Source organism: Tessaracoccus sp. OS52 (assembly GCF_020687685.1).
Classification (GTDB): Bacteria; Actinomycetota; Actinomycetes; order Propionibacteriales; family Propionibacteriaceae; genus Arachnia.
This window is the reverse complement of record NZ_JAJEWM010000001.1, coordinates 1,990,137-2,007,685: the sequence shown is the minus strand read 5'-3', so window position 1 is coordinate 2,007,685 and position 17,549 is coordinate 1,990,137. Positions and strand designations below refer to the sequence as shown.

The 17,549-nt window shown below is 69.7% G+C and carries 18 protein-coding genes; 13 read left to right on the top strand and 5 right to left on the bottom strand.

Going from position 1 to position 17,549, the window contains the following annotated elements:
* The first annotated feature begins 82 nt into the window (after positions 1 to 82).
* Entirely contained in the window at positions 83 to 1,366 is a 1,284-nt protein-coding gene (locus tag LKO27_RS09505) for an adenylosuccinate synthase (protein ID WP_227737150.1), read from the top strand.
* A 7-nt stretch (positions 1,367 to 1,373) separates the two neighbouring features.
* Positions 1,374 to 1,598: a hypothetical protein gene (locus LKO27_RS09500; protein WP_227737149.1), complete on the top strand. Its 225-nt coding sequence runs from the start codon at positions 1,374 to 1,376 to the stop codon at positions 1,596 to 1,598.
* A gap of 7 nt (positions 1,599 to 1,605) precedes the next feature.
* Here LKO27_RS09500 and LKO27_RS09495 read toward each other — a convergent pair whose 3' ends face one another.
* Positions 1,606 to 2,607, bottom strand: coding sequence for a ribokinase (locus tag LKO27_RS09495; RefSeq protein WP_227737148.1), 1,002 nt, complete (start codon positions 2,605 to 2,607; stop codon positions 1,606 to 1,608).
* Positions 2,608 to 2,842: 235 nt separating this feature from the next.
* Here LKO27_RS09495 and LKO27_RS09490 point away from each other — a divergent pair, with 235 nt between their 5' ends.
* Both LKO27_RS09490 and LKO27_RS09485 read left to right on the top strand, forming a co-directional pair.
* The gene (locus LKO27_RS09490; RefSeq protein WP_227737147.1) at positions 2,843 to 4,816 is read left to right on the top strand and encodes a beta-L-arabinofuranosidase domain-containing protein; all 1,974 of its coding nucleotides are present in this window, start codon (positions 2,843 to 2,845) and stop codon (positions 4,814 to 4,816) included.
* Between the two features lie 43 nt (positions 4,817 to 4,859).
* Entirely contained in the window at positions 4,860 to 5,594 is a 735-nt protein-coding gene (locus LKO27_RS09485; protein WP_227737146.1) for an SDR family oxidoreductase, read from the top strand.
* Here the strand turns inward: LKO27_RS09485 and LKO27_RS09480 are convergent.
* Positions 5,591 to 6,082 (bottom strand): flavin reductase family protein, encoded by a 492-nt coding sequence (locus tag LKO27_RS09480; protein ID WP_227737145.1) that lies wholly within the window; start codon positions 6,080 to 6,082, stop codon positions 5,591 to 5,593. The genes LKO27_RS09485 and LKO27_RS09480 overlap by 4 nt on opposite strands.
* Before the next feature lie 110 nt (positions 6,083 to 6,192).
* Here LKO27_RS09480 and LKO27_RS09475 point away from each other — a divergent pair, with 110 nt between their 5' ends.
* From LKO27_RS09475 to LKO27_RS09465, 3 genes are read left to right on the top strand one after another with little or no spacing between them, the layout of a single operon-like run.
* The gene (locus LKO27_RS09475) at positions 6,193 to 7,686 is read left to right on the top strand and encodes an NAD(P)/FAD-dependent oxidoreductase (RefSeq protein WP_227737144.1); all 1,494 of its coding nucleotides are present in this window, start codon (positions 6,193 to 6,195) and stop codon (positions 7,684 to 7,686) included.
* A gap of 10 nt (positions 7,687 to 7,696) precedes the next feature.
* Positions 7,697 to 8,011 carry a TusE/DsrC/DsvC family sulfur relay protein gene (locus LKO27_RS09470; RefSeq protein ID WP_227737143.1) on the top strand — a complete coding sequence of 105 codons (315 nt, stop codon included), beginning with the start codon at positions 7,697 to 7,699 and terminating at the stop codon, positions 8,009 to 8,011.
* A gap of 25 nt (positions 8,012 to 8,036) precedes the next feature.
* The gene (locus LKO27_RS09465) at positions 8,037 to 8,537 is read left to right on the top strand and encodes a DsrE/DsrF/DrsH-like family protein (protein WP_227737142.1); all 501 of its coding nucleotides are present in this window, start codon (positions 8,037 to 8,039) and stop codon (positions 8,535 to 8,537) included.
* Between the two features lie 7 nt (positions 8,538 to 8,544).
* On the opposite strand, the gene LKO27_RS09460 is transcribed toward LKO27_RS09465, so the two are convergent.
* Complete coding sequence (locus LKO27_RS09460) at positions 8,545 to 9,987, bottom strand: uracil-xanthine permease family protein (protein ID WP_227737141.1); 1,443 nt, start codon at positions 9,985 to 9,987, stop codon at positions 8,545 to 8,547.
* A 49-nt stretch (positions 9,988 to 10,036) separates the two neighbouring features.
* Here LKO27_RS09460 and LKO27_RS09455 point away from each other — a divergent pair, with 49 nt between their 5' ends.
* Complete coding sequence (locus tag LKO27_RS09455; protein ID WP_227737140.1) at positions 10,037 to 11,146, top strand: FAD-dependent oxidoreductase; 1,110 nt, start codon at positions 10,037 to 10,039, stop codon at positions 11,144 to 11,146.
* Positions 11,147 to 11,156: 10 nt separating this feature from the next.
* Here the strand turns inward: LKO27_RS09455 and LKO27_RS09450 are convergent, their stop codons facing one another.
* The gene (locus LKO27_RS09450) at positions 11,157 to 12,719 is read right to left on the bottom strand and encodes a dolichyl-phosphate-mannose--protein mannosyltransferase (protein WP_227737271.1); all 1,563 of its coding nucleotides are present in this window, start codon (positions 12,717 to 12,719) and stop codon (positions 11,157 to 11,159) included.
* Between the two features lie 26 nt (positions 12,720 to 12,745).
* Here LKO27_RS09450 and rsmI point away from each other — a divergent pair, with 26 nt between their 5' ends.
* From rsmI to LKO27_RS09425, 5 genes are read left to right on the top strand one after another with little or no spacing between them, the layout of a single operon-like run.
* Positions 12,746 to 13,612, top strand: a complete 867-nt coding sequence (gene rsmI, locus LKO27_RS09445; RefSeq protein ID WP_227737139.1) for a 16S rRNA (cytidine(1402)-2'-O)-methyltransferase — start codon at positions 12,746 to 12,748, stop codon at positions 13,610 to 13,612.
* A complete protein-coding gene (locus tag LKO27_RS09440) occupies positions 13,609 to 14,481 on the top strand; it encodes a TatD family hydrolase (protein WP_227737138.1) in 873 nt (290 codons plus the stop codon). The genes rsmI and LKO27_RS09440 overlap by 4 nt, the downstream gene beginning before the upstream one ends.
* Positions 14,474 to 15,340, top strand: a complete 867-nt coding sequence (gene rsmA, locus LKO27_RS09435) for a 16S rRNA (adenine(1518)-N(6)/adenine(1519)-N(6))-dimethyltransferase RsmA (RefSeq protein WP_227737137.1) — start codon at positions 14,474 to 14,476, stop codon at positions 15,338 to 15,340. The genes LKO27_RS09440 and rsmA overlap by 8 nt, the downstream gene beginning before the upstream one ends.
* A gap of 10 nt (positions 15,341 to 15,350) precedes the next feature.
* Entirely contained in the window at positions 15,351 to 16,253 is a 903-nt protein-coding gene (locus LKO27_RS09430) for a 4-(cytidine 5'-diphospho)-2-C-methyl-D-erythritol kinase (RefSeq protein ID WP_227737136.1), read from the top strand.
* Between the two features lie 2 nt (positions 16,254 to 16,255).
* Positions 16,256 to 16,774 carry a MarR family winged helix-turn-helix transcriptional regulator gene (locus LKO27_RS09425; RefSeq protein ID WP_304650892.1) on the top strand — a complete coding sequence of 173 codons (519 nt, stop codon included), beginning with the start codon at positions 16,256 to 16,258 and terminating at the stop codon, positions 16,772 to 16,774.
* Positions 16,775 to 16,869: 95 nt separating this feature from the next.
* On the opposite strand, the gene LKO27_RS09420 is transcribed toward LKO27_RS09425, so the two are convergent.
* Positions 16,870 to 17,496, bottom strand: coding sequence for a TetR/AcrR family transcriptional regulator (locus LKO27_RS09420; protein ID WP_227737270.1), 627 nt, complete (start codon positions 17,494 to 17,496; stop codon positions 16,870 to 16,872).
* Between the last annotated feature and the right edge of the window lie 53 nt (positions 17,497 to 17,549).

The following is a 17,549-nucleotide window of genomic DNA, read 5'->3' as shown; positions in this document are numbered from 1 at the left end:
ATCGGAGAGGGAACCACTAGAGTGGGGTGGTAAGGCCCCCAGCAGCTTTGCGGGGCTTCATCCATTTGTGGAGGTGGCGCAGATGCCAAGCGTTGTCGTGGTCGGTGCCCAGTGGGGCGACGAGGGCAAGGGCAAGGCGACCGATCAACTCGGGGACCGGGTTGACGTGTGCGTGAGGTACTCCGGCGGTAACAACGCCGGTCACACGCTGGTCGTCGGTGGCGAGAAGTTCGTCCTGCACCTGCTGCCCTCGGGCATCCTCAACCCGAACACCACCACGGTCATCGGCAATGGCGTCGTCGTGGACCTGGACGTCCTCGCCGAGGAGCTCGAGGTCCTCGCCTCGCGTGGCGTCGACGTGCCGCACCCGTTCGTGAGCGCCAACGCGCACATCATCACGGAGTACCACAAGATCCTTGACAAGGTCTCCGAGCGGTTCCTCGGCAAGCGCCGCATCGGCACGACGGGCCGCGGGGTCGGCCCCGCCTACTCCGACAAGGTCAACCGGATGGGCATCCGCATCCAGGACATCTTCGACGAGCCGATCCTGCGCCAGAAGGTGGAGGCCTCCCTGGCCCAGAAGAACCAGCTGCTCGTGAAGGTCTACAACCGTCGCGAGATCGACCCCGAGGAGATCGTGCAGAGCCTCCTCGCGCACGCCGACGCCATCCGGCCCTACGTCATCGACAGCGGCCGCTACATCAACGACGCCCTCGACGAGGGCAAGGTGGTCCTCTTCGAGGGCGCCCAGGCCCACCACCTCGACGTCGACCACGGCACCTACCCCTACGTCACGTCCTCCAACCCGATCGCGGCCGGGGCCTGCACGGGCGCCGGCGTCGGCCCCACCCGCATGGACCGGGCCATCGGCATCGCCAAGGCCTACACCACCCGCGTGGGAGAGGGTCCGTTCCCCACGGAACTCTTCGACGAGGACGGGGAGCGCCTGCGCCAGACCGGCGGCGAGTTCGGGGCCACCACCGGCCGCCCGCGCCGCTGCGGCTGGTTCGACGCCCCGCTCGTGGAGCAGGCCTCCAAGATCAACGGCTTCACCGACATCTTCCTGACCAAGCTGGACATCCTGTCCGGCTGGGAGAAGATCCCGGTGTGCGTGGCCTACGACGTCGACGGCGTCCGCCACGACCACATGCCCATGACGCAGAGCGAGTTCCACCACGCGGTCCCCATCTACGAGGTGCTCGACGGCTGGCACGAGGACATCTCCGGCTGCCGCACCTTCGAGGAACTGCCCGAGACCTGCCAGGCCTACGTCAAGCGTCTCGAGGAGTTGATCGGTTGCCGGATCTCCGGCATCGGCGTCGGCCCGGGCCGCGAGCAGTCGATCGCCATCCACGACCTGATCTGAGCCTGAGGTGCCCGGGCGTCGGCTGTGGATCGCCGTCGTGGCGTTCATCTCGTTGTTCATGTTCGCGACGGTGGTGATCGCGCTGGTCCAGGAGGACGTCAACTGGGGCTGGTGGTGGGTGCTGCCCATCGCGGGGCTGTTCGTCGTCGCCGTGCTCGGGTTCCGGGTAGCGGTCCAGCGTTCGGTTGAGGCAGCCGATCGCGCGGACCGAGAGGCGGACCGCGACGCCTGAGGCCGTCCTAACCCTCGTGGCTCCGGGTGCCCGCCGCTGCCAGCTCCCTGTCAACGTCTTCTGCCTGCGGGTAGGACGCCTGCGCGCCCTCCTTCTGGACCACCAGAGCCCCGACGACGTTGGCGTACTCCGCGGCGGTCTCCAGGTCCTCGCCCAGCACGAGCCGCGTGACCAGGGCCGCGACGAAGGCGTCCCCGGCGCCAGTGGAGTCCACCACCGCAACCGGATGCCCGTGGATGTGGGTGGCCGTACCCCCGGCGCGGCCGACGGCGGCGCCGTCGCCCCCGAGTGTGAGCACGACTGATCTCGGGCCCAGTTCCAGCAGCCTCTCCACCAGGTTCCCTGGCGTCTCCGTGGGATCCGGGTTCTGGATTCCCAACAGGATCTGGGCCTCCGACTCGTTCACCACCAGCGGGTTGGCGCGGGCCACCAGGTCGCTCGGGAGTTGCTGCGCCGGCGCGGCGTTCAGCACGAACCTGGCGCCGTGCTGCTCGGCCAGTTCACTGGCGTAGACCACCGTCTCCAGCGGCACCTCGAGCTGGCACACCACGGCGCCGGTGCGATGCGCTCCGGGTTGCCACGCGGCCTCGACATCGGAGCGGCCGACGTACTGGTTGCTGGAGGGGGAGACGACGATCGAGTTCTCGCCGTCGGGCGTGAGCAGGATGATGGCAACCGACGAGGGGGAGTCCGACGTCTCCAGCAGCGAGACGTCGACGCCGGCGTCGACCAGGGCCTGCCGCAGGCGGGGGCCGTACTCGTCGTCGCCGATCCGGCCGACGAATCGGACGTCGCCTCCGAGGCGGGCGGCCGCAGCTGCTTGGTTGGCGCCCTTGCCGCCTGGCGTGGTCCAGATGGGAGAGCCGAGGATGGTTTCCCCTGCGACGGGGATGTGGTCCAGGCGGGTGTAGAGGTCCATGTTGGCTGACCCGATCACCAGGATGCCCTGACCCGTCAGGGTCTCGCCCGTGGCGCCGGTGTTGACCTGGCCCTCGCTCGTACCCGTCATCGCTGCTCCTCGGTCGCTCTCGGTGTGGTGTGCCACGAACGATATCGCCATCGTCCGGCCGACTGCAGAGCGGGAACAGCCTACGCGAGGCGGCGCCGTGGGGGAGCGGGCCAGCCTCGCGTAGGACCTCAAGAATACCCCCGTGGGCTCACCATCAACGGTGTGCTTGCTCGCGGATTCCTCTGCGTCTAGGGTCAGAGTCTCGTGAACGTTCACATCCACCTTGGGGGAAGTAGTGCCCGAACTCCAGCAGGTCGCCCTTGACGACGTCAGAATCGACGATCCGTACCTGGTGGCCAGCCGGGCCCGCAGCGTCGACTACCTGCTGAGTCTGGAGCCTGCGCGGTTCCTCCACGCCTTCCAGAAGCAGGCGGGGCTGACACCGAGCTCGGCCACGCGCTACGGCGGCTGGGAGGCCGAGACCGGCACCCGCTTCCAGGGCCATTTCTTCGGCCACTACCTGTCCGCGGTGTCCCAGGCCTACGCCGTCGAGGCGGCTGGGAGCCGCAGGGAGGCGCTGCTGGCTGCTCTCACCGAGTCGGTGGAGGGGCTGGCTGCGGCGCAGCAGGCCTACGCAGAGCTCCATCCCGAGGACGCGGGTTACGTCTCCGCCTTCCCGGCGGATTTCCTTCCCGACGGTGCCGACGGGCTGCTCGTCCCCTTCTACAACCTCCACAAGGTGCTGGCGGGACTGCTCACCGCCCACCGGTACGCGCCGACGGCCGTTGCTGGGCTCGCCCTTGGCGTCGCCGCGGGGTTCGGCACGTTCGTCGCACGGTTCGGGGACCGCCAGGCGGACCCCGCCGCCCTCCTGAGAACCGAGTACGGGGGGATGAACGAGGCGCTCTACGACCTGTTCGCCCTGACCCGGGACCCGGACCACAAACGGGCCGCGGAGTACTTCGACGAGATGGCGCTGTTCCGGGAGTTGGCGGAGGGGCGCGACGTCCTGGCCGGCCTGCACGCCAACACCACCATCCCCAAGCTCGTCGGGGCCATGACCCGCTACGAGCTGTTCACGCGCGACGCCGGCCTGCGGGAGACCCTCGCTCCGGCCGAACTCTCCGAGTTGGAGACCTACCGCAGGGCGGCGGAGAACTTCTGGCGAATCGTCGTGGAGCACCACACCTACGCCAATGGCGGCAACAGCTGCGCCGAGCACTTCCACGAGGCCGGCAGCCTCCACCGGCAAGGCGCCAGCGGCATCGCGGAGGGCTACGGCGAGAACTCCACCTCCGAGGGCTGCAACGAGTACAACATGCTCAAGCTCACGCGCGCCCTGTTCCGTGCCACGGGCGACGTCCGCTACGCCGACTACCACGAGTCCACCCTCATCAACTCGGTGCTCGCCACCCAGCACCCCGGAACCGGGATGGTCACCTACTTCCAGCCCATGGCTGCCGGCTACGCCAAGGTCTTCGGCAAGCCGCTGGACGAGTTCTGGTGCGACCACGGGACAGGGGTGGAGAAGTTCACGATGCTCGCGGCGGGTTTCCACTTCACCGACGACCACTCGGTGTGGGTCAACGACTTCCATTCCTGCACGGTCAGCTTGCCGGCGCTGGGGCTGGTCCTGGAACAGGCCGGCTCCGTCCCCGACACCGACACAGTCCACTTCCACGTGCGCGCCGGTCAGTCGGGGCTCCGCACGGGCACGGCCTTGAGGTTGCGCATCCCGGGCTGGCTCGCGGGACCGCCCACCCTCACTGTCAACGGGTCCGAGCGCGCTCTGGGGTCGCTCGCCGCGGACGTCGACCAGGTGCCCGGGTACGCGTCGTTCACCGTCGCCGAGGGCGACAGGATCACCTGGCGGCTCCCGGCGCGGGTCGCCGTCGACGCAGGGACCGAGAACCCCGACTGGGTGGCCTTCACCTACGGGCCTGTCCTGCTGGCCGCCGAGCTCAGCCGTGAGCGGGTGGGGGAGACCTACGAGGCGGGCGTCCTGGTCCGGATGAGCTCACCCGACAAGTCGCTCGCCGCCGACGTGGTCGTGCCCGACGCCCGCGAATGGCGAGCCCGGATCGCCGAGAACCTCGTCCGCCAGGACAACTTCGTCGGCGACGACGGCATCGAGCGAATGGCGTTCGAACTGCGGGGGACCGCGGCTGATTCCGGACTCCTGTTCGAGCCCTACTTCAGCTTGTACCAAGCCCGCTACGCCGTGTACGTCACTCTCAGGGAGCAGGATCGCGCCGCTTTGGTTGACTGATCACTGGAGTACCGTGTGCCAGAGTCCACCTAGGAGCACGAGCATGGCATCACGACCCCTGGCAATCGTCACCGGCGCCACTGGCGCGATGGGGCGATGCACTGTGGATGACCTCAGCGCGACGCACGACGTCGTGGCGCTGGGCCGCAACCAGGCGGCGCTGGAGGAACTGGACCGACTGGACCACGTGACCGCACGCGCGCTCGACCTGGCCGACACCGACGCGCTGGCGGCGGTCCTTGAGCCGCTGGAGCGCATCGACGTGCTGGTGCACGTGGCAGCCATCTCCGTCCGCTTGACCGTCGAGGAGGCCCGGCCGGCCGACTGGCGCGAGCATTTCGAGACCAACGTCGTCGCCCCGGCCGAACTGACGAGGCTGGCGCTGCCGAAGCTGCGGGAGTCACGGGGCACGGTGATCTTCATCGGGTCCGGCGCGAGCCGCGTGCCCGCTGCGGGGCACGTCGTCTACACGGCGTCGAAGCACGCGCTGCTTGGGCTGGCCGACACCCTGCGGATCGACGAAGCGCTCAGTGGCGTGCGGGTGAGCACGATCGCTCCGGGACCCACCAACAGCGGCATGCTGCGGGAGAACCGGGAGCAGGCCGGTGCGGACTACGAGCCGGATCACTACCTGAGGCCCGAATCCATCGCCCAGGCCGTGCGCTACGTCGTCGACGCGCCCCCCGACGCCCAGATCACCGACGTCCTCGTCCGGCCACGGGTGGAACTGCACCTGCGTCGCGACGAGCCCGAGTCCCAGCCCCGGCGCTCCGCCTAGGGCGCGGGGCGGGTGGCGCGCTGCGCCGAGCCGAACTGCCGCCGGTAGTAGGTGAGGCCGCCCAGGCCCGACGTCTCCGCCGCGCTCACCGTCGCGAGCAGGACGGTGTGGTCGCCGCCGGGCTCGAACACGACGCGCTCGCACCGCAGCCAGGCAGCCACGCCACCCAGGCGCGGAAGACCGCCGTCCTCGCGCCAGTCGATGCCCGCGAACCGGTCCGCGAGGCCCGGCGTCGCGAACCGGACTGCGGTGTCCACCTGCTCCTCGGAGAGGATGTTGACCCCCAGCCGGTGTGAGGCCCGGATCTTGTTGACCAGAGAGCCGCGGTTGTCCAGCGCGATCACCACCATCGGTGGATGAACCGACAGGGAGGCGAACGCGGAGACGGTGGAACCGTGCGGGACGCCGTCGACCATCGTTGTGATGACCGCCACCGGCGCGGAGACGTAGCTCATCGCCTCCCGGAAGTCCCGCTCAAGCTGCTCCATGGCCCCACGTTATCCAACCGGGAAACTGCACGGCTGCTAAGGCGACCCCGCCTCTGGGTGCATACCCGGCGGGGTATAACTTCGTTGACAGAGACGTCAAGGAGGACGCAATGCACAAGATCGTGATTCTCGGTGGCGGCACGGCCGGAACGCTCGTGGCCAACAAGCTGCGGTCCCGCTACCGGACGGCCGAGATGGACATCACAGTGGTCGACGTGGACGACGACCACCACTACCAGCCCGGCTACCTCTTCCTGCCCTTCGGCAAGTACTCGTCGCAACAGATCGTCCGCGCCCGCCACGCCTTCATCCCCGACGGCGTGACGCTCGTGCTGGGCGAGATCCAACGGGTGGACGCCGCCGCCAACCTGGTACACCTCGCGGACGGCCGCGAGCTGACCTACGACACGCTGGTGATCGCCACCGGCGTCCAGCCGCGCCCGGAGGCGACCCCCGGTGGGGACGGCCCGGAGGCCGGCGTCAGCATCCACCACTTCTACGACCTCGACGGCGCCACCGCGCTGGCGGAGGCGCTCCGGAATCTCCGTGGTGGCCGGGTGGTCGTCCACATCAGCGAGATGCCCATCAAGTGCCCGGTCGCCCCGCTGGAGTTCACCTTCCTCGCCGACTCCTGGATGAGGAACAAGCGGATCCGCCACAAGTACGAACTGGTCTACGTCACCCCCCTCGACGGCGCCTTCACCAAGCCCGTGGCCAGCCGCGAGCTCGCCGACGCCCTGGCCAAGCGCGACGTGGCGCTGGAGACAGACTTCGCCGTCGCCGAGATCGACAACCAGACGCGGGAGCTCGTGTCCTTCGACGACCGCAGGATCCCGTTCGACCTGCTGGTCACCGTCCCCGTCAACATGGGCCCCGACTACATCGCGGAGTCCGGGCTGGGCAACGAACTCAACCTCGTGCCCTGCGACCAGGCCACGTTGCGCTCCACCGAGCACGCCAACATTTTCGTGCTCGGCGACGCCGGAACCCTGCAGACCTCCAAGGCGGGCTCCGTCGCTCACTTCAGCGTCGACATCTTCATGCACAACTTCGACTCCTACCTGGCGGGTGAACCGCTGAAGCACTCGTTCGACGGCCACGCCAACTGCTTCATCGAGTCCGGCTCAGGCAAGGGGATGCTGCTCGACTTCAACTACGACACGCAGCCCTACACCGGGCGGTTCCCGCTGCCGCTGGTGGGGCCGCTGCGACTGCTAAAGGAGACCCGCCTCAACCACTGGGCCAAGCTGGCGTTCCGCTGGGTGTACTGGAACCTGCTGATCGTCGGCCGACCGCTGCCGTTCACCACACACATGTCGCGGCTCGGCAAGGTGATCGAGGGCGACGTCGTACCCGCCACAAAGCCCGCGGCGTCGCGCCCCGCCGAGGCGCCGCGCACCCCGCGAGTCGCACTACGGCCCACCCCCGCGAGACCGGCGGCCCGAGCGGCCTCTCGTCCGCCCACGAAGCCAGCCTCCAAACCGAAGGCTGCCTCGTCCCGCACTGCGACCGCCCCTGTCCCCGCCTACGTGGACCGCCCCGGTGTGGACAGTTCCGCGGACCCGGCGACAGTCCTGCCCGAGCCCATCATCCCGACGTTCTGAGGAGACGAGGATGCCAACCACACTCATCGCCAACCGGCCCATCGACGTCAACGACGAGGGTTTCCTGGTGGCCTACGACCAGTGGGACGAGAAGCTCGGGGCAGAACTCGCCCGACTCATCGGTCAGGACCTGTCCGAGGAGCACTGGGCCGTCCTGCGGTTCCTGCGCGCCGACTTCCCCGGGCGCGGGGAGACGGCGACCCTTCGCCGCGTGAGCGCCGTCGGGGGCTTCGACATGAAGCAGCTGTTCAAGCTCTTCCCCGGAAAACCCGCCAAGAAGATGTCCTACATCGCTGGGCTGCCGAAGCCCAGGGGCTGCGTCTAGGCAGCCGAACCAACAAGGAGCCGAAATGAGCGAAACCGAGACCAAGACACGCAAGCTCGTCATCATCTGCAGCAAGGGCAACCTGGACATGGCCTACCCCGGCCTCGTCCTGGCCAACGCGGCTCTCGGTGAGGGCATCGAGACCCACATGTTCTTCACCTTCTGGGGCTTCGACATGGTCACCGAGTCCCGGATGGACGACCTGAAGTTCACCATGCTGGGCAACACCGCCATGCATCTGCCGCAGGCACCGCGGCTGCCCATCCCGTCGTTCGCGGGGATGATCCCGGGCATGACCGGGATGGCCACCCGAATGATGCGTGGTCAGTTGGAGGACCTGGAGATCCCGACGGTGCGGGAGATGCTTGACATCATCAGCGCATCCGGGGGGCATCTCTGGGGCTGCCGCATGAGCTACGACATGTTCGGACTGGACATGGCGGACCTCTACGAGGGCGTCGAGGACGTCATCTCGGCCACCGACTTCATGGAGATCTCCGAGGGCGGCCAGATCATCTTCGTCTGAGCGGCCCTCAGCGCGGGGTGTCGGTTGCGTCCTCGTCGGCATAGATGCCGGGGGAGTCGTAGATCAGGGTCGCGCCGTCGGCGGCCTCGCGGAGTTCGCGGGGCGCGATGACGCGCGCGACGTGGTAGATGCCGATGGTCACGATCGTGCCCAGCGCGATGCCGCCGAGGGTGAAGTTGTCACCGATGGGCAGCTGCACGTCGCCGATCCCGATGATGATGCCCGCCGCGGCCGGGATGAGGTTGATCGGGTTGCCGAAGTCGACGTTGTTCTCCTTCCAGATCTTCGCTCCGAGCAGGCCGATCATGCCGTAGAGGACGACGGTGATGCCGCCCAGCACCGCGCCCGGCGTCGCCGAGATGGCAGCCCCGAACTTGGGGGAGAGGCCGAAGAGGATGGCAACGAGCGCGGCGACGACGTAGGCCGCGGTGGAGTAGACCCGGGTGGCCGCCATGACGCCGATGTTCTCGGCGTAGGTGGTGGTGGGTCCGGCGCCGACGAGGGTGGCGACCATGGAGCCGGCTCCGTCGGCCGCGATGGCACGGCCCATCACCGGGTCCAGGTCCTCACCGGTCATCTCCGCGACGGCCTTGACGTGGCCGGTGTTCTCGGCGATGAGGGCGATGACCACGGGCAGCGCGATGACGATGGCGGCCAGGTTGAAGCTGGGGAGGTGGAACCCGACGACGTTGTCCACGCTGCCGAGGGTCCAGTTGGCCAGGTCGGTCATCGGGGGGAGGCCGAACCAGTTCGCCTCCATTACGCCGCTCCAGTCGACGCGGAGCTTCTCGGTGACGGTCCCGTCGGCGGCGGTGGTGCGCATCGGGCCGAAGGCGACGTCGAAGACCCAGCCCAGCACGTAGCCCACCAGCAGGGACAGGAAGATCGCAATCCGGCCCATGAAGCCGCGCAGGCCCACGCTGAGCCCGATCACGATCAGCATGACGACGAAGGCCAGCCACGGGTCCTGCGGCCAGTAGACGCTCGCCACCACGGGCGCCAGGTTGAAGCCGATGAGCATGACGACGGCGCCCGTCACCACCGGAGGCAGCGCGCGGTGGATGACGCGTGCGCCTGCGAAGTGGATGATGATGCCCACCATGAACAGGGTCAGCCCGACGACGAACAGCGCGCCCGTGAGGTCCGCCGGGTTCCCGCCGATGCCGTAGACCGCCGTCGCCACGCCGACGAAGGAGGCGCTGGAGCCCAGGTAGCTGGGGACGCGGTGGTTGACGGCGAACAGGAACACCAGCGTCGCGACGCCGCTCATCATCACGGCGAGCTGTGGATTGAGTCCCATGAGGAGCGGGAACACGAACGTGGCGCCGAACATGGCCACCACGTGCTGGGCGCCCAGCCCGATGGTGCGGCCCCAGCCGAGACGTTCGCGTGGCATGACCACCGCGCCCGGCAGCAGGTTCCCGTTGTTGTGCAGCTTCCATCCGAGCATCGGCTGGTTCCTTCCGTCCGCAGAATGCTACCGGGTCTAGGGTGGTCGCATGGTGCACGACGTGGTGGTGGTGGGGGCGACCGTCGCGGGCCTGACCGCCGCGCGCCGGCTGGCGGCCGAGGGGTTCGACGTGGTGGTGCTGGACCCGAACCCCGAGGGGGTCTCGGTGGCGGTGGGGCACGGCATGGCGGCCTGCGCCCACAGCAGCACCGTGGCCACCATGTCAGCGGCCTACGGGCCGGAGGCCGCCCGGGAGCACGTCGACCGCAACCTCGCCGGCCTGCAGGAGATCCGGCGGGTCATCGACGCCGGGGGCGTGCCCCACGCGATGATCCCCCTGCACGACCACTCGCTGGGCGTGGCCCTCGACCGCGAACTTCATCGCGTCGTGGAACTCCTGGAGTCCGCGGGCGCGGGGGCGAGGATCCTCCAGCCGCACGAGCGCCGCCTGGCGACCGCGGGTCTGGTCTCCGAGGCCATCGTCCTGGACCCGGCGAGCTACGGCAGCGCGCTGGCCCGGCAGGCCGCGGGGGCGGGCGCCGACATCCGGCACGACCTCACCGTCACCCACCTCCAGCGCCGCGACGGCGCCACCGTCGTCACCTCGCGCCCGAACCTCGCCTGGGCCCGAGAGGCGTACTCGATGCTGGCGGTCGCGGTGATCGACACCCTGGGAGTCAGCCCCTGGGGTCAGCTCGCGGGAATCGGGCCCGCGCAGTTCGTGCCGCGCGTCCGGTTCGTCGCCGACGAGGTGCCCGACGTCGTCACGCTGACCGCCGGTCCTCCCGTCTGGCTCATTCGCCCCGACGGCGATGAGGTCGTCGCCTACGGGCCCAAGTGCACGTCTGCCACCATCGCCGGGGCCACCGCCGAACTCGAGCGCTGGGTCTGGGCACAGGGCGGCAGGGACCTGCGCAGCGGCAGGCTCGTGATCGACCCGAGCGACCACGGCCGCCCGGTTGCCGGGGCCTCAGCCATCCCGGGCGGGTACTACGCCCGCGGCAACGGCCGCGGTGAGCTCATGAACGGCACCGCCAGTGGCACCTACCTGGCGGCGCTGATGCTGGGCCTGGAGCGGGCCCACCACCGCAACGCGCTGCCGATGTCGTCCCGGCTGCGCGCGAGGGCGCGCGGGCTGAGCAGGCGAGTGGGGCTCTGATCCTCCAAGCTCAGATCCAGGTGCCGAACCACATCCGCATCAGCCACTGGGGCCGCGTCATGAGGTCCGCGGTGAGCACCGGGTAGATGAAGGCGAAGTTCAGCACCACCAGACCGATGGCGATGCCCACGTACATGGCACGGATGCGCCGCTGCGGACCGTTGGCGGGGCCCAGGTACCGGCCCATCACCATGGCCAGCCCCGTCGCCGTGAACGGGACGATCATGATGGCGTAGAAGAAGAACAGCGGGCGTTCGGCGTACTGGAACCAGGGCAGCCACACGGAGGCGACGGCGAGGACGGGGACCGCGAAGCGCCAGTCCCTTCTCCCCAGCCAGAACCACAGGGCCGCCACCAGGGCGGCGGCGGCGAGCCACCACAGCAGCGGGGTTCCCATCGCGGACACGACGCGCAGGCAGGTGGTGCCGACGGCCTCACAGCCCTGCTGTCCCGGCTCGATGCCGTTCTCGGCGTGGATTCCGATGGGGCGGGCCATCACGAGCCACCCCGCCGGATGGCCCTCGTAGGTGTGGGTGGCTTCCTTCATGCCGTCACCGGTGTGGAAGTTGTAGGCGGCGACGTGATAGTTCCACAGCGACCCGAGCGCCTCCCCGAAGCGGCGCACCACCGGGTCGTCGGGGTTGTTCAGGCCGAAGTCGCGCGAGTAGCCGCCGGTGGTGGTGAGCCACCGGTACCAGGACGCGATGTAGACGGGGATGGCCACCACGACGAGCTGCACGAAGGCGGCCGGGGCGTCGGCCAGGAGTGACAACAGGTACTTCCTGGACCCGCCGCCGCCTGCCAGGCGTCTGGCGCCCAGGTCCCACACCACGGTCAGGATGCCGAACACGGCGATCATGTAGACGGTGTTCCACTTCACTGCACAGGACGCGCCGAACATGATCCCGGCCACGATCCGCCAGGGACGCCACAGCATGAGCGGGCCGAACCTGCCGCCCAGGTCCGGGAGGTCCTTCTTCCGGAGCCAGTCGGCGAGTCTGTGTCTGAACCAGTCCCGGTCCGCCACCAGGGCGGCCACGGCGGCGACGGCGAAAGTTGCCTGGAAGATGTCGAGCAGGGCGATCCGGCTCATCACGAAGGCGAGCCCGTCGAAGGTCACCAGCACGCCGGCTATGGCGCCGACGAGCGTGGAGCGGGACAGCCGACGCGCCATGCGGATGACCAGGAGCACCATCAGGGCACCGAACACGGCAGCGGCGAACCGCCAGCCGAACGCTCCCCAGCCGAAGGGTTCGGCGCCCCAGCCGATGAGGAGCTTGCCCAGCGGGGGATGGACCACGAAGGACGGCTTGTCCAGCAGCATGCCGGAGAAGTCACCGTTGGCGAACTGGGTGTTGATCTCGTCGCCCTCGGCCCAGTCCAGTTCGTAGCCGACCCGCGCGATTGTGTAGGCGTCCTTGGCGTAGTACGTCTCGTCGAACATGATCGTCCGGGGGAAACCCAGGTTGTACAACCGGAGCACGAAAGCGAAGGCCGTGATCCCCAACGTCACGAGCCAGGCTGCCCGGCGGTCGGTCAATCGCCCGTCGTCGAGCGCCTCAACGGTTGTCAGCACGAGAGGCATTCTAGGGTGATGACATGACTACCCCGCCAGCCGGAGCGCTCGTCCTGGCAGCCACGCCCATCGGCTCGCACCTCGACGCCAGTGCGGCCCTGCGATCCCTGCTCGCCTCGGCCGACCTGATCGCCGCCGAGGACACCCGCAGGTTCGCCACCCTGCTGCGCCGGCTGGGGGTGGAGGCGACGGGGCGGGTCGTGTCCTACTTCGAGGGCAACGAGGCCACCCGGACCGCCGAACTGGTCGAGGCCGTTGCGGCCGGTGCGCAGGTGGCGCTGGTCACCGACGCCGGGATGCCCTCGGTGAGCGACCCCGGTTTCCGGGCGGTGACCGCCTGCATCGAGCGCGGCCTGCGGGTGACCGCGGTGCCGGGCCCGTCGGCGGCACTCACCGCCCTGGCCGTCTCCGGACTGCCCACGGACCGGTTCTGCTTCGAGGGGTTCCTGCCCCGCAAGGAGGGCCAGCGACGCTCGCGGCTGGATTCGCTGCGGGCAGAGGAGCGCACGATGGTGTTCTTCGAGGCGCCGCACCGGCTGGCCGAGTTCCTGGCCACGGCGGCCGCCGCGCTGGGCGCGGACCGGGCCGCCGTCGTCTGCCGGGAACTGACCAAGCCCTTCGAGGAGGTGGTGCGCGGTTCCCTCGCGGAGCTGGCCGAGTGGGCCGCCGACGGCGTGCGTGGCGAGGTGACCGTCGTCGTCGCGGGGGCGGCCGCGCGGGAGGCGTCGCTGGAAGACGCGCTGGAGCTGGTGTCGGCCCGGGTGGCCGACGGTGACAAACTGTCTGCGGCGGTACGTATCGTCGCCGAGGTCACCGGAGCCAACCGCAAGGAACTCTATGAGGCCGCGCTCGCGGCACGGCCACCGAAGCCGGGGAAGGAAACCAAGTGAACGTGCTGGAGGAGCTGGGCCTGCCACGGCTGCCGGAGGCGCTGCCCCGGCCGGTGGCGGACAACCACACCCACCTGGACACCACCACCGAGTACTCGGGCCTGCAGCCGGCCGACTCGCTGCGGCTGGCCGCCCAGGTGGGAGTGAGCCGGGTCGTGCAGGTGGGCTGCGACGTCGCGTCGTCCCGGTTCGCTGTGGAACTCGCCAACCGGGAGCCGACGGTGGTGGCCACCGTCGCGCTGCACCCGAACGACGCCGCCCGCACCTTCCTCAGCGGCGGCCAGCCCGCGCTCACCGCTGAACTGCAGGCGCTGCGGCCGCTGGCCTCCGCCGCCGGGGTGCGGGCCATCGGGGAGACCGGCCTGGACCACTACCGGACCAGGGAGCCCGAAGGCAGGCGCGCCCAGGAGGAGTCGTTCCGTTGGCACATCGCGCTGGCGCGTGAACTGGACCTGACGCTGGTGGTGCACGACCGCGACGCCCACGCCGACGTGCTGCGCGTCATCGACGACGAGGGCGCGCCGGCGCGGGTGGTGATGCACTGCTTCTCCGGCGACGTCGACTTCGCCCAGGAATGCCTGGAGCGTGGGTTCTGGCTGAGCTACCCGGGCGTCGTTACGTTCGCGAGCGCGGAGAACCTCCGGGAGGCAGCGGAGATCACGCCGTTGGAGAAGGTCCTGGTGGAGACCGATGCCCCGTTCCTGACGCCCAAGCCCGAACGCGGCAAGCACAACGCCCCCTACCTGCTGCCGCACACGGTCCGGTTCCTCGCCGAGCTCCTCGACGTCGAGTTGGTCCAGTTCTGCGACGCCGTGCTGGCCAACACCTTCGCGGCCTTCGGTGGTCCGTGGGGGGAGCCCGATGCCTGAGGTCGGGTTGCTGGATCCCCATTCGGTTCGCCGGATCGCAGCCGAACTGGACCTGCGGCCCACCAAGCAGCGGGGGCAGAACTTCGTCATCGACCCCAACACCGTGCGCCGCATTGTCTCGCTGTCCGGGATCGGGCCCGACGACGTCGTGCTGGAGATCGGCCCGGGCCTGGGGTCGCTGACGCTGGGGCTCCTGGAGCAGGCGAGGGCCGTCACCGTGGTGGAGATCGACGAGCGGCTCGCGGAGCGACTGCCGCAGACGGTCGCTGAACGGCTCGGGGCGGAGGCGGCTGAGCGGCTGCACGTCGTCGCGGCGGACGCCCTGGGCGTGGAGGACCTGCCGGGCCAGGAGCCGACGGCGGTGGTGGCGAACCTGCCCTACAACGTCTCGGTGCCCGTGATCCTCCACCTCCTGGCGCGGTTCCAGTCCTGGCGGACCGGTCTCGTGATGGTCCAGCTGGAGGTGGCCGACCGGCTGGTCGCGCAACCGGGCAGCAAGACCTATGGCGTGCCCAGCGCCAAGCTGGCCTGGTACGCCTCGTCCAGCAGGGTGGGGACGGTGCCCCCGAAGGTGTTCTGGCCGGTGCCGAACGTCGAGTCGGGGCTGGTTCGGATCGAGCGTCGGGACCCACCGGAGACCGACGCCACCCGGGAACAGGTGTTCGCCGTCATCGACGCGGCCTTCGCGCAGCGCCGCAAGATGCTGCGAGCGGCGCTCGGCGCCGTCGTCGGCCCGGTGGCCTCGGAGGCCATCGAGGCGGCGGGCATCGAGCCCACCGTCAGGGGTGAGGTGCTGGCCGTGGAGCAGTTCGCCCGGATCGCTTCCGAGCTCGCGGCCCGTGGAGCGTGGGTGCGCTAGGTTTCATCCTGTGAGCGCTGCCGTGCGGGTCCGTGTGCCCGCAAAGGTCAACCTCGCCCTCCGCGTCGGTGCGACCGATGCCGAGGGCTATCACAGCCTCGGTACGGTCTTTCAGGCGCTCTCACTGTTCGACGAGGTCACCGCTGAGCGGGCGCCCGCTGGGAAGTTCGCCCTGGCCTTCCGCGGTGAGGGCTCGGCCTTCCTGCCCACCGACGACACCAACCTCGCCATGCGAGCCGCGAAGCTGCTGGCGCATCGCCACAACGTGAGGGACGCGGGCGTCAGGCTCCTGGTGCGCAAACGGATCCCCGTCGCGGGCGGCATGGCCGGCGGTTCCGCCGACGCCGCCGCCGTCCTGGTGGCGTGCAACGAGCTGTGGGGGGTGGGCGCCTCCGACGACGAACTGCGCCGGCTGGGGTCAGAGCTGGGCGCCGACGTGCCCTTCATGCTGCTGGGCGGCACCGCGCACGGCTGGGGGCGCGGAGACCAGCTGGAGCCGCTGCCGACGCGGGGCACCTACCACTGGACCCTGGCCCTTTCCCACACCGGGCTCTCCACCCCGACCGTGTTCAAGGAGTTCGACCAGCTGAGCGGCCCGCGCCCCACCGACATCCCCGAGGAACTCACGCGCGCGCTCGCCGCCGGCGACATCGCGGCCGTCGGCGCCGCGCTTGTCAACGACCTCGCGGAACCTGCCCTCCGGCTGCTGCCCACGCTCGCCAACACCCTCGAGATCGGGCTCGACGCGGGCGCGCTGGGCGCGGTGGTCAGCGGTTCCGGCCCCACCTGTGCCTTCCTTTCCGCCACCGCTGAACAGGCGGCGGCCGTGGAGGAGGCGCTCGGAGTGTTCAGCGGCGTACGGGCGGTCCGCAGCGCCAGTGGACCGGTCCCTGGCACAAGGGTGGTGGGCTGAGCATGGCGGATCGTCCCCGGCCACAGGATGAGGTCGACGACGTCGTCGCGGCCTGGCGACGTGAGCGCCCCGAGCTGACCGTCTCCCCGATGGAGGTCTGGTCGCGCATCCACCGCCTCGCCGGTGTCCTCGATGAGCACCGGAAGCGTTCATTCGCCGCCAGCGGCCTGGAGAACTGGGAGTTCGACGTCCTGGCGGCGCTGCGCAAGGCCGGGGATCCCTACCAGCTCTCGCCCGGGCAGTTGCTGCGGGAGACCCACGTCACCTCCGGCACCATGACCAACCGGATCGACAGGCTGCGGGGCCGCGGGCTCGTGACGCGCGAGCCCGACCCCAGCGACGGCCGCGCGGCCGTCGTCGCGCTGACCGAGCAGGGGCGGGAACTGGTGGACCAGGCGCTGACGGCCCTGCTGGAGCTTGAGTCGTCGCTGCTGACGGGTTGGGGCGACGAGGAGATAGCGGCGCTGGCCGGAGGTCTCCGCCGACTGCTCAGCTCCACCACCGATGTGTCACCCCGTTGATCGAGTAGGAGCCCGTGAGGAACGAGCGGGCGACGTGTCACCCCGCTGATCGAGTAGGAGCCCGTGAGGAACGAGCGGGCGACGTGTCGAGATCCTCACCCCTCGACGCCGCGACTGTCCTTCAGTTCCGTGATCAGTTTGGGGTCCGACTTCAGGTGCGCCATCCCGTTCCAGGCCAGGTTGATCAGGTGGCGGGCGACGACGAGGCGCTCGGGCTCGCGGTTCTCCAGCCACTGCTGCCCGGTCTGCGCGACGAGCCCGACGAGGGCCTGGGCATAGAGGCCGGCGAATTGCGGGTCGTGGCCGAGGCGTTCGAACTCGCCTTCGAGGATGTCCTCCACCTGCACCGCGATGTCGCTGAGGATGGACGCGAAGGAGCCGGCGGGGTTGCCGATCTGTGAGTCCCGGCTCAGGATGCGGAACCCGTCGGGGTTGGTGTCGATGTAGTCGAGCAGCGCCAGGGCGCCGCGCTCGAGTAGTTCGCGGGAGCCGGCGCCGGGGGTGGTGAGGGCTGAGCGGATGGAGTCGTGGAGGGTCCGGACCTCGCGGTCGACGACGACGGCGTAGGCGCCTTCCTTGCCGCCGAAGTGCTCGTAGACCACGGGTTTGCTCACTCCCGCGCGGGCGGCGATCTCTTCCACCGACGTGCCCTCGAAGCCGCGATGGGCGAAAAGTTCGCGCGCGATGGCCAACAGCTGTTCGCGCCGCTGGGCCGACGTCATCCGGACGCGGGTCCTGCGGGCTCGCGACGGAGATTGGTCAGGCACTTGCCCAG

What these genes read in the sequence shown, in the direction of transcription:
- LKO27_RS09505 (WP_227737150.1), top strand. Translation starts at nt 83, where the DNA reads ATGCCAAGCGTTGTCGTGGTCGGTGCCCAGTGGGGCGACGAGGGCAAG.
- LKO27_RS09495 (WP_227737148.1), bottom strand. Translation starts at nt 2,607, where the DNA reads ATGACGGGTACGAGCGAGGGCCAGGTCAACACCGGCGCCACGGGCGAG.
- LKO27_RS09485 (WP_227737146.1), top strand. Translation starts at nt 4,860, where the DNA reads ATGGCATCACGACCCCTGGCAATCGTCACCGGCGCCACTGGCGCGATG.
- LKO27_RS09480 (WP_227737145.1), bottom strand. Translation starts at nt 6,082, where the DNA reads ATGGAGCAGCTTGAGCGGGACTTCCGGGAGGCGATGAGCTACGTCTCC.
- LKO27_RS09475 (WP_227737144.1), top strand. Translation starts at nt 6,193, where the DNA reads ATGCACAAGATCGTGATTCTCGGTGGCGGCACGGCCGGAACGCTCGTG.
- LKO27_RS09470 (WP_227737143.1), top strand. Translation starts at nt 7,697, where the DNA reads ATGCCAACCACACTCATCGCCAACCGGCCCATCGACGTCAACGACGAG.
- LKO27_RS09465 (WP_227737142.1), top strand. Translation starts at nt 8,037, where the DNA reads ATGAGCGAAACCGAGACCAAGACACGCAAGCTCGTCATCATCTGCAGC.
- LKO27_RS09460 (WP_227737141.1), bottom strand. Translation starts at nt 9,987, where the DNA reads ATGCTCGGATGGAAGCTGCACAACAACGGGAACCTGCTGCCGGGCGCG.
- LKO27_RS09455 (WP_227737140.1), top strand. Translation starts at nt 10,037, where the DNA reads ATGGTGCACGACGTGGTGGTGGTGGGGGCGACCGTCGCGGGCCTGACC.
- rsmI (WP_227737139.1), top strand. Translation starts at nt 12,746, where the DNA reads ATGACTACCCCGCCAGCCGGAGCGCTCGTCCTGGCAGCCACGCCCATC.
- rsmA (WP_227737137.1), top strand. Translation starts at nt 14,474, where the DNA reads ATGCCTGAGGTCGGGTTGCTGGATCCCCATTCGGTTCGCCGGATCGCA.
- LKO27_RS09425 (WP_304650892.1), top strand. Translation starts at nt 16,256, where the DNA reads ATGGCGGATCGTCCCCGGCCACAGGATGAGGTCGACGACGTCGTCGCG.
- LKO27_RS09420 (WP_227737270.1), bottom strand. Translation starts at nt 17,496, where the DNA reads ATGACGTCGGCCCAGCGGCGCGAACAGCTGTTGGCCATCGCGCGCGAA.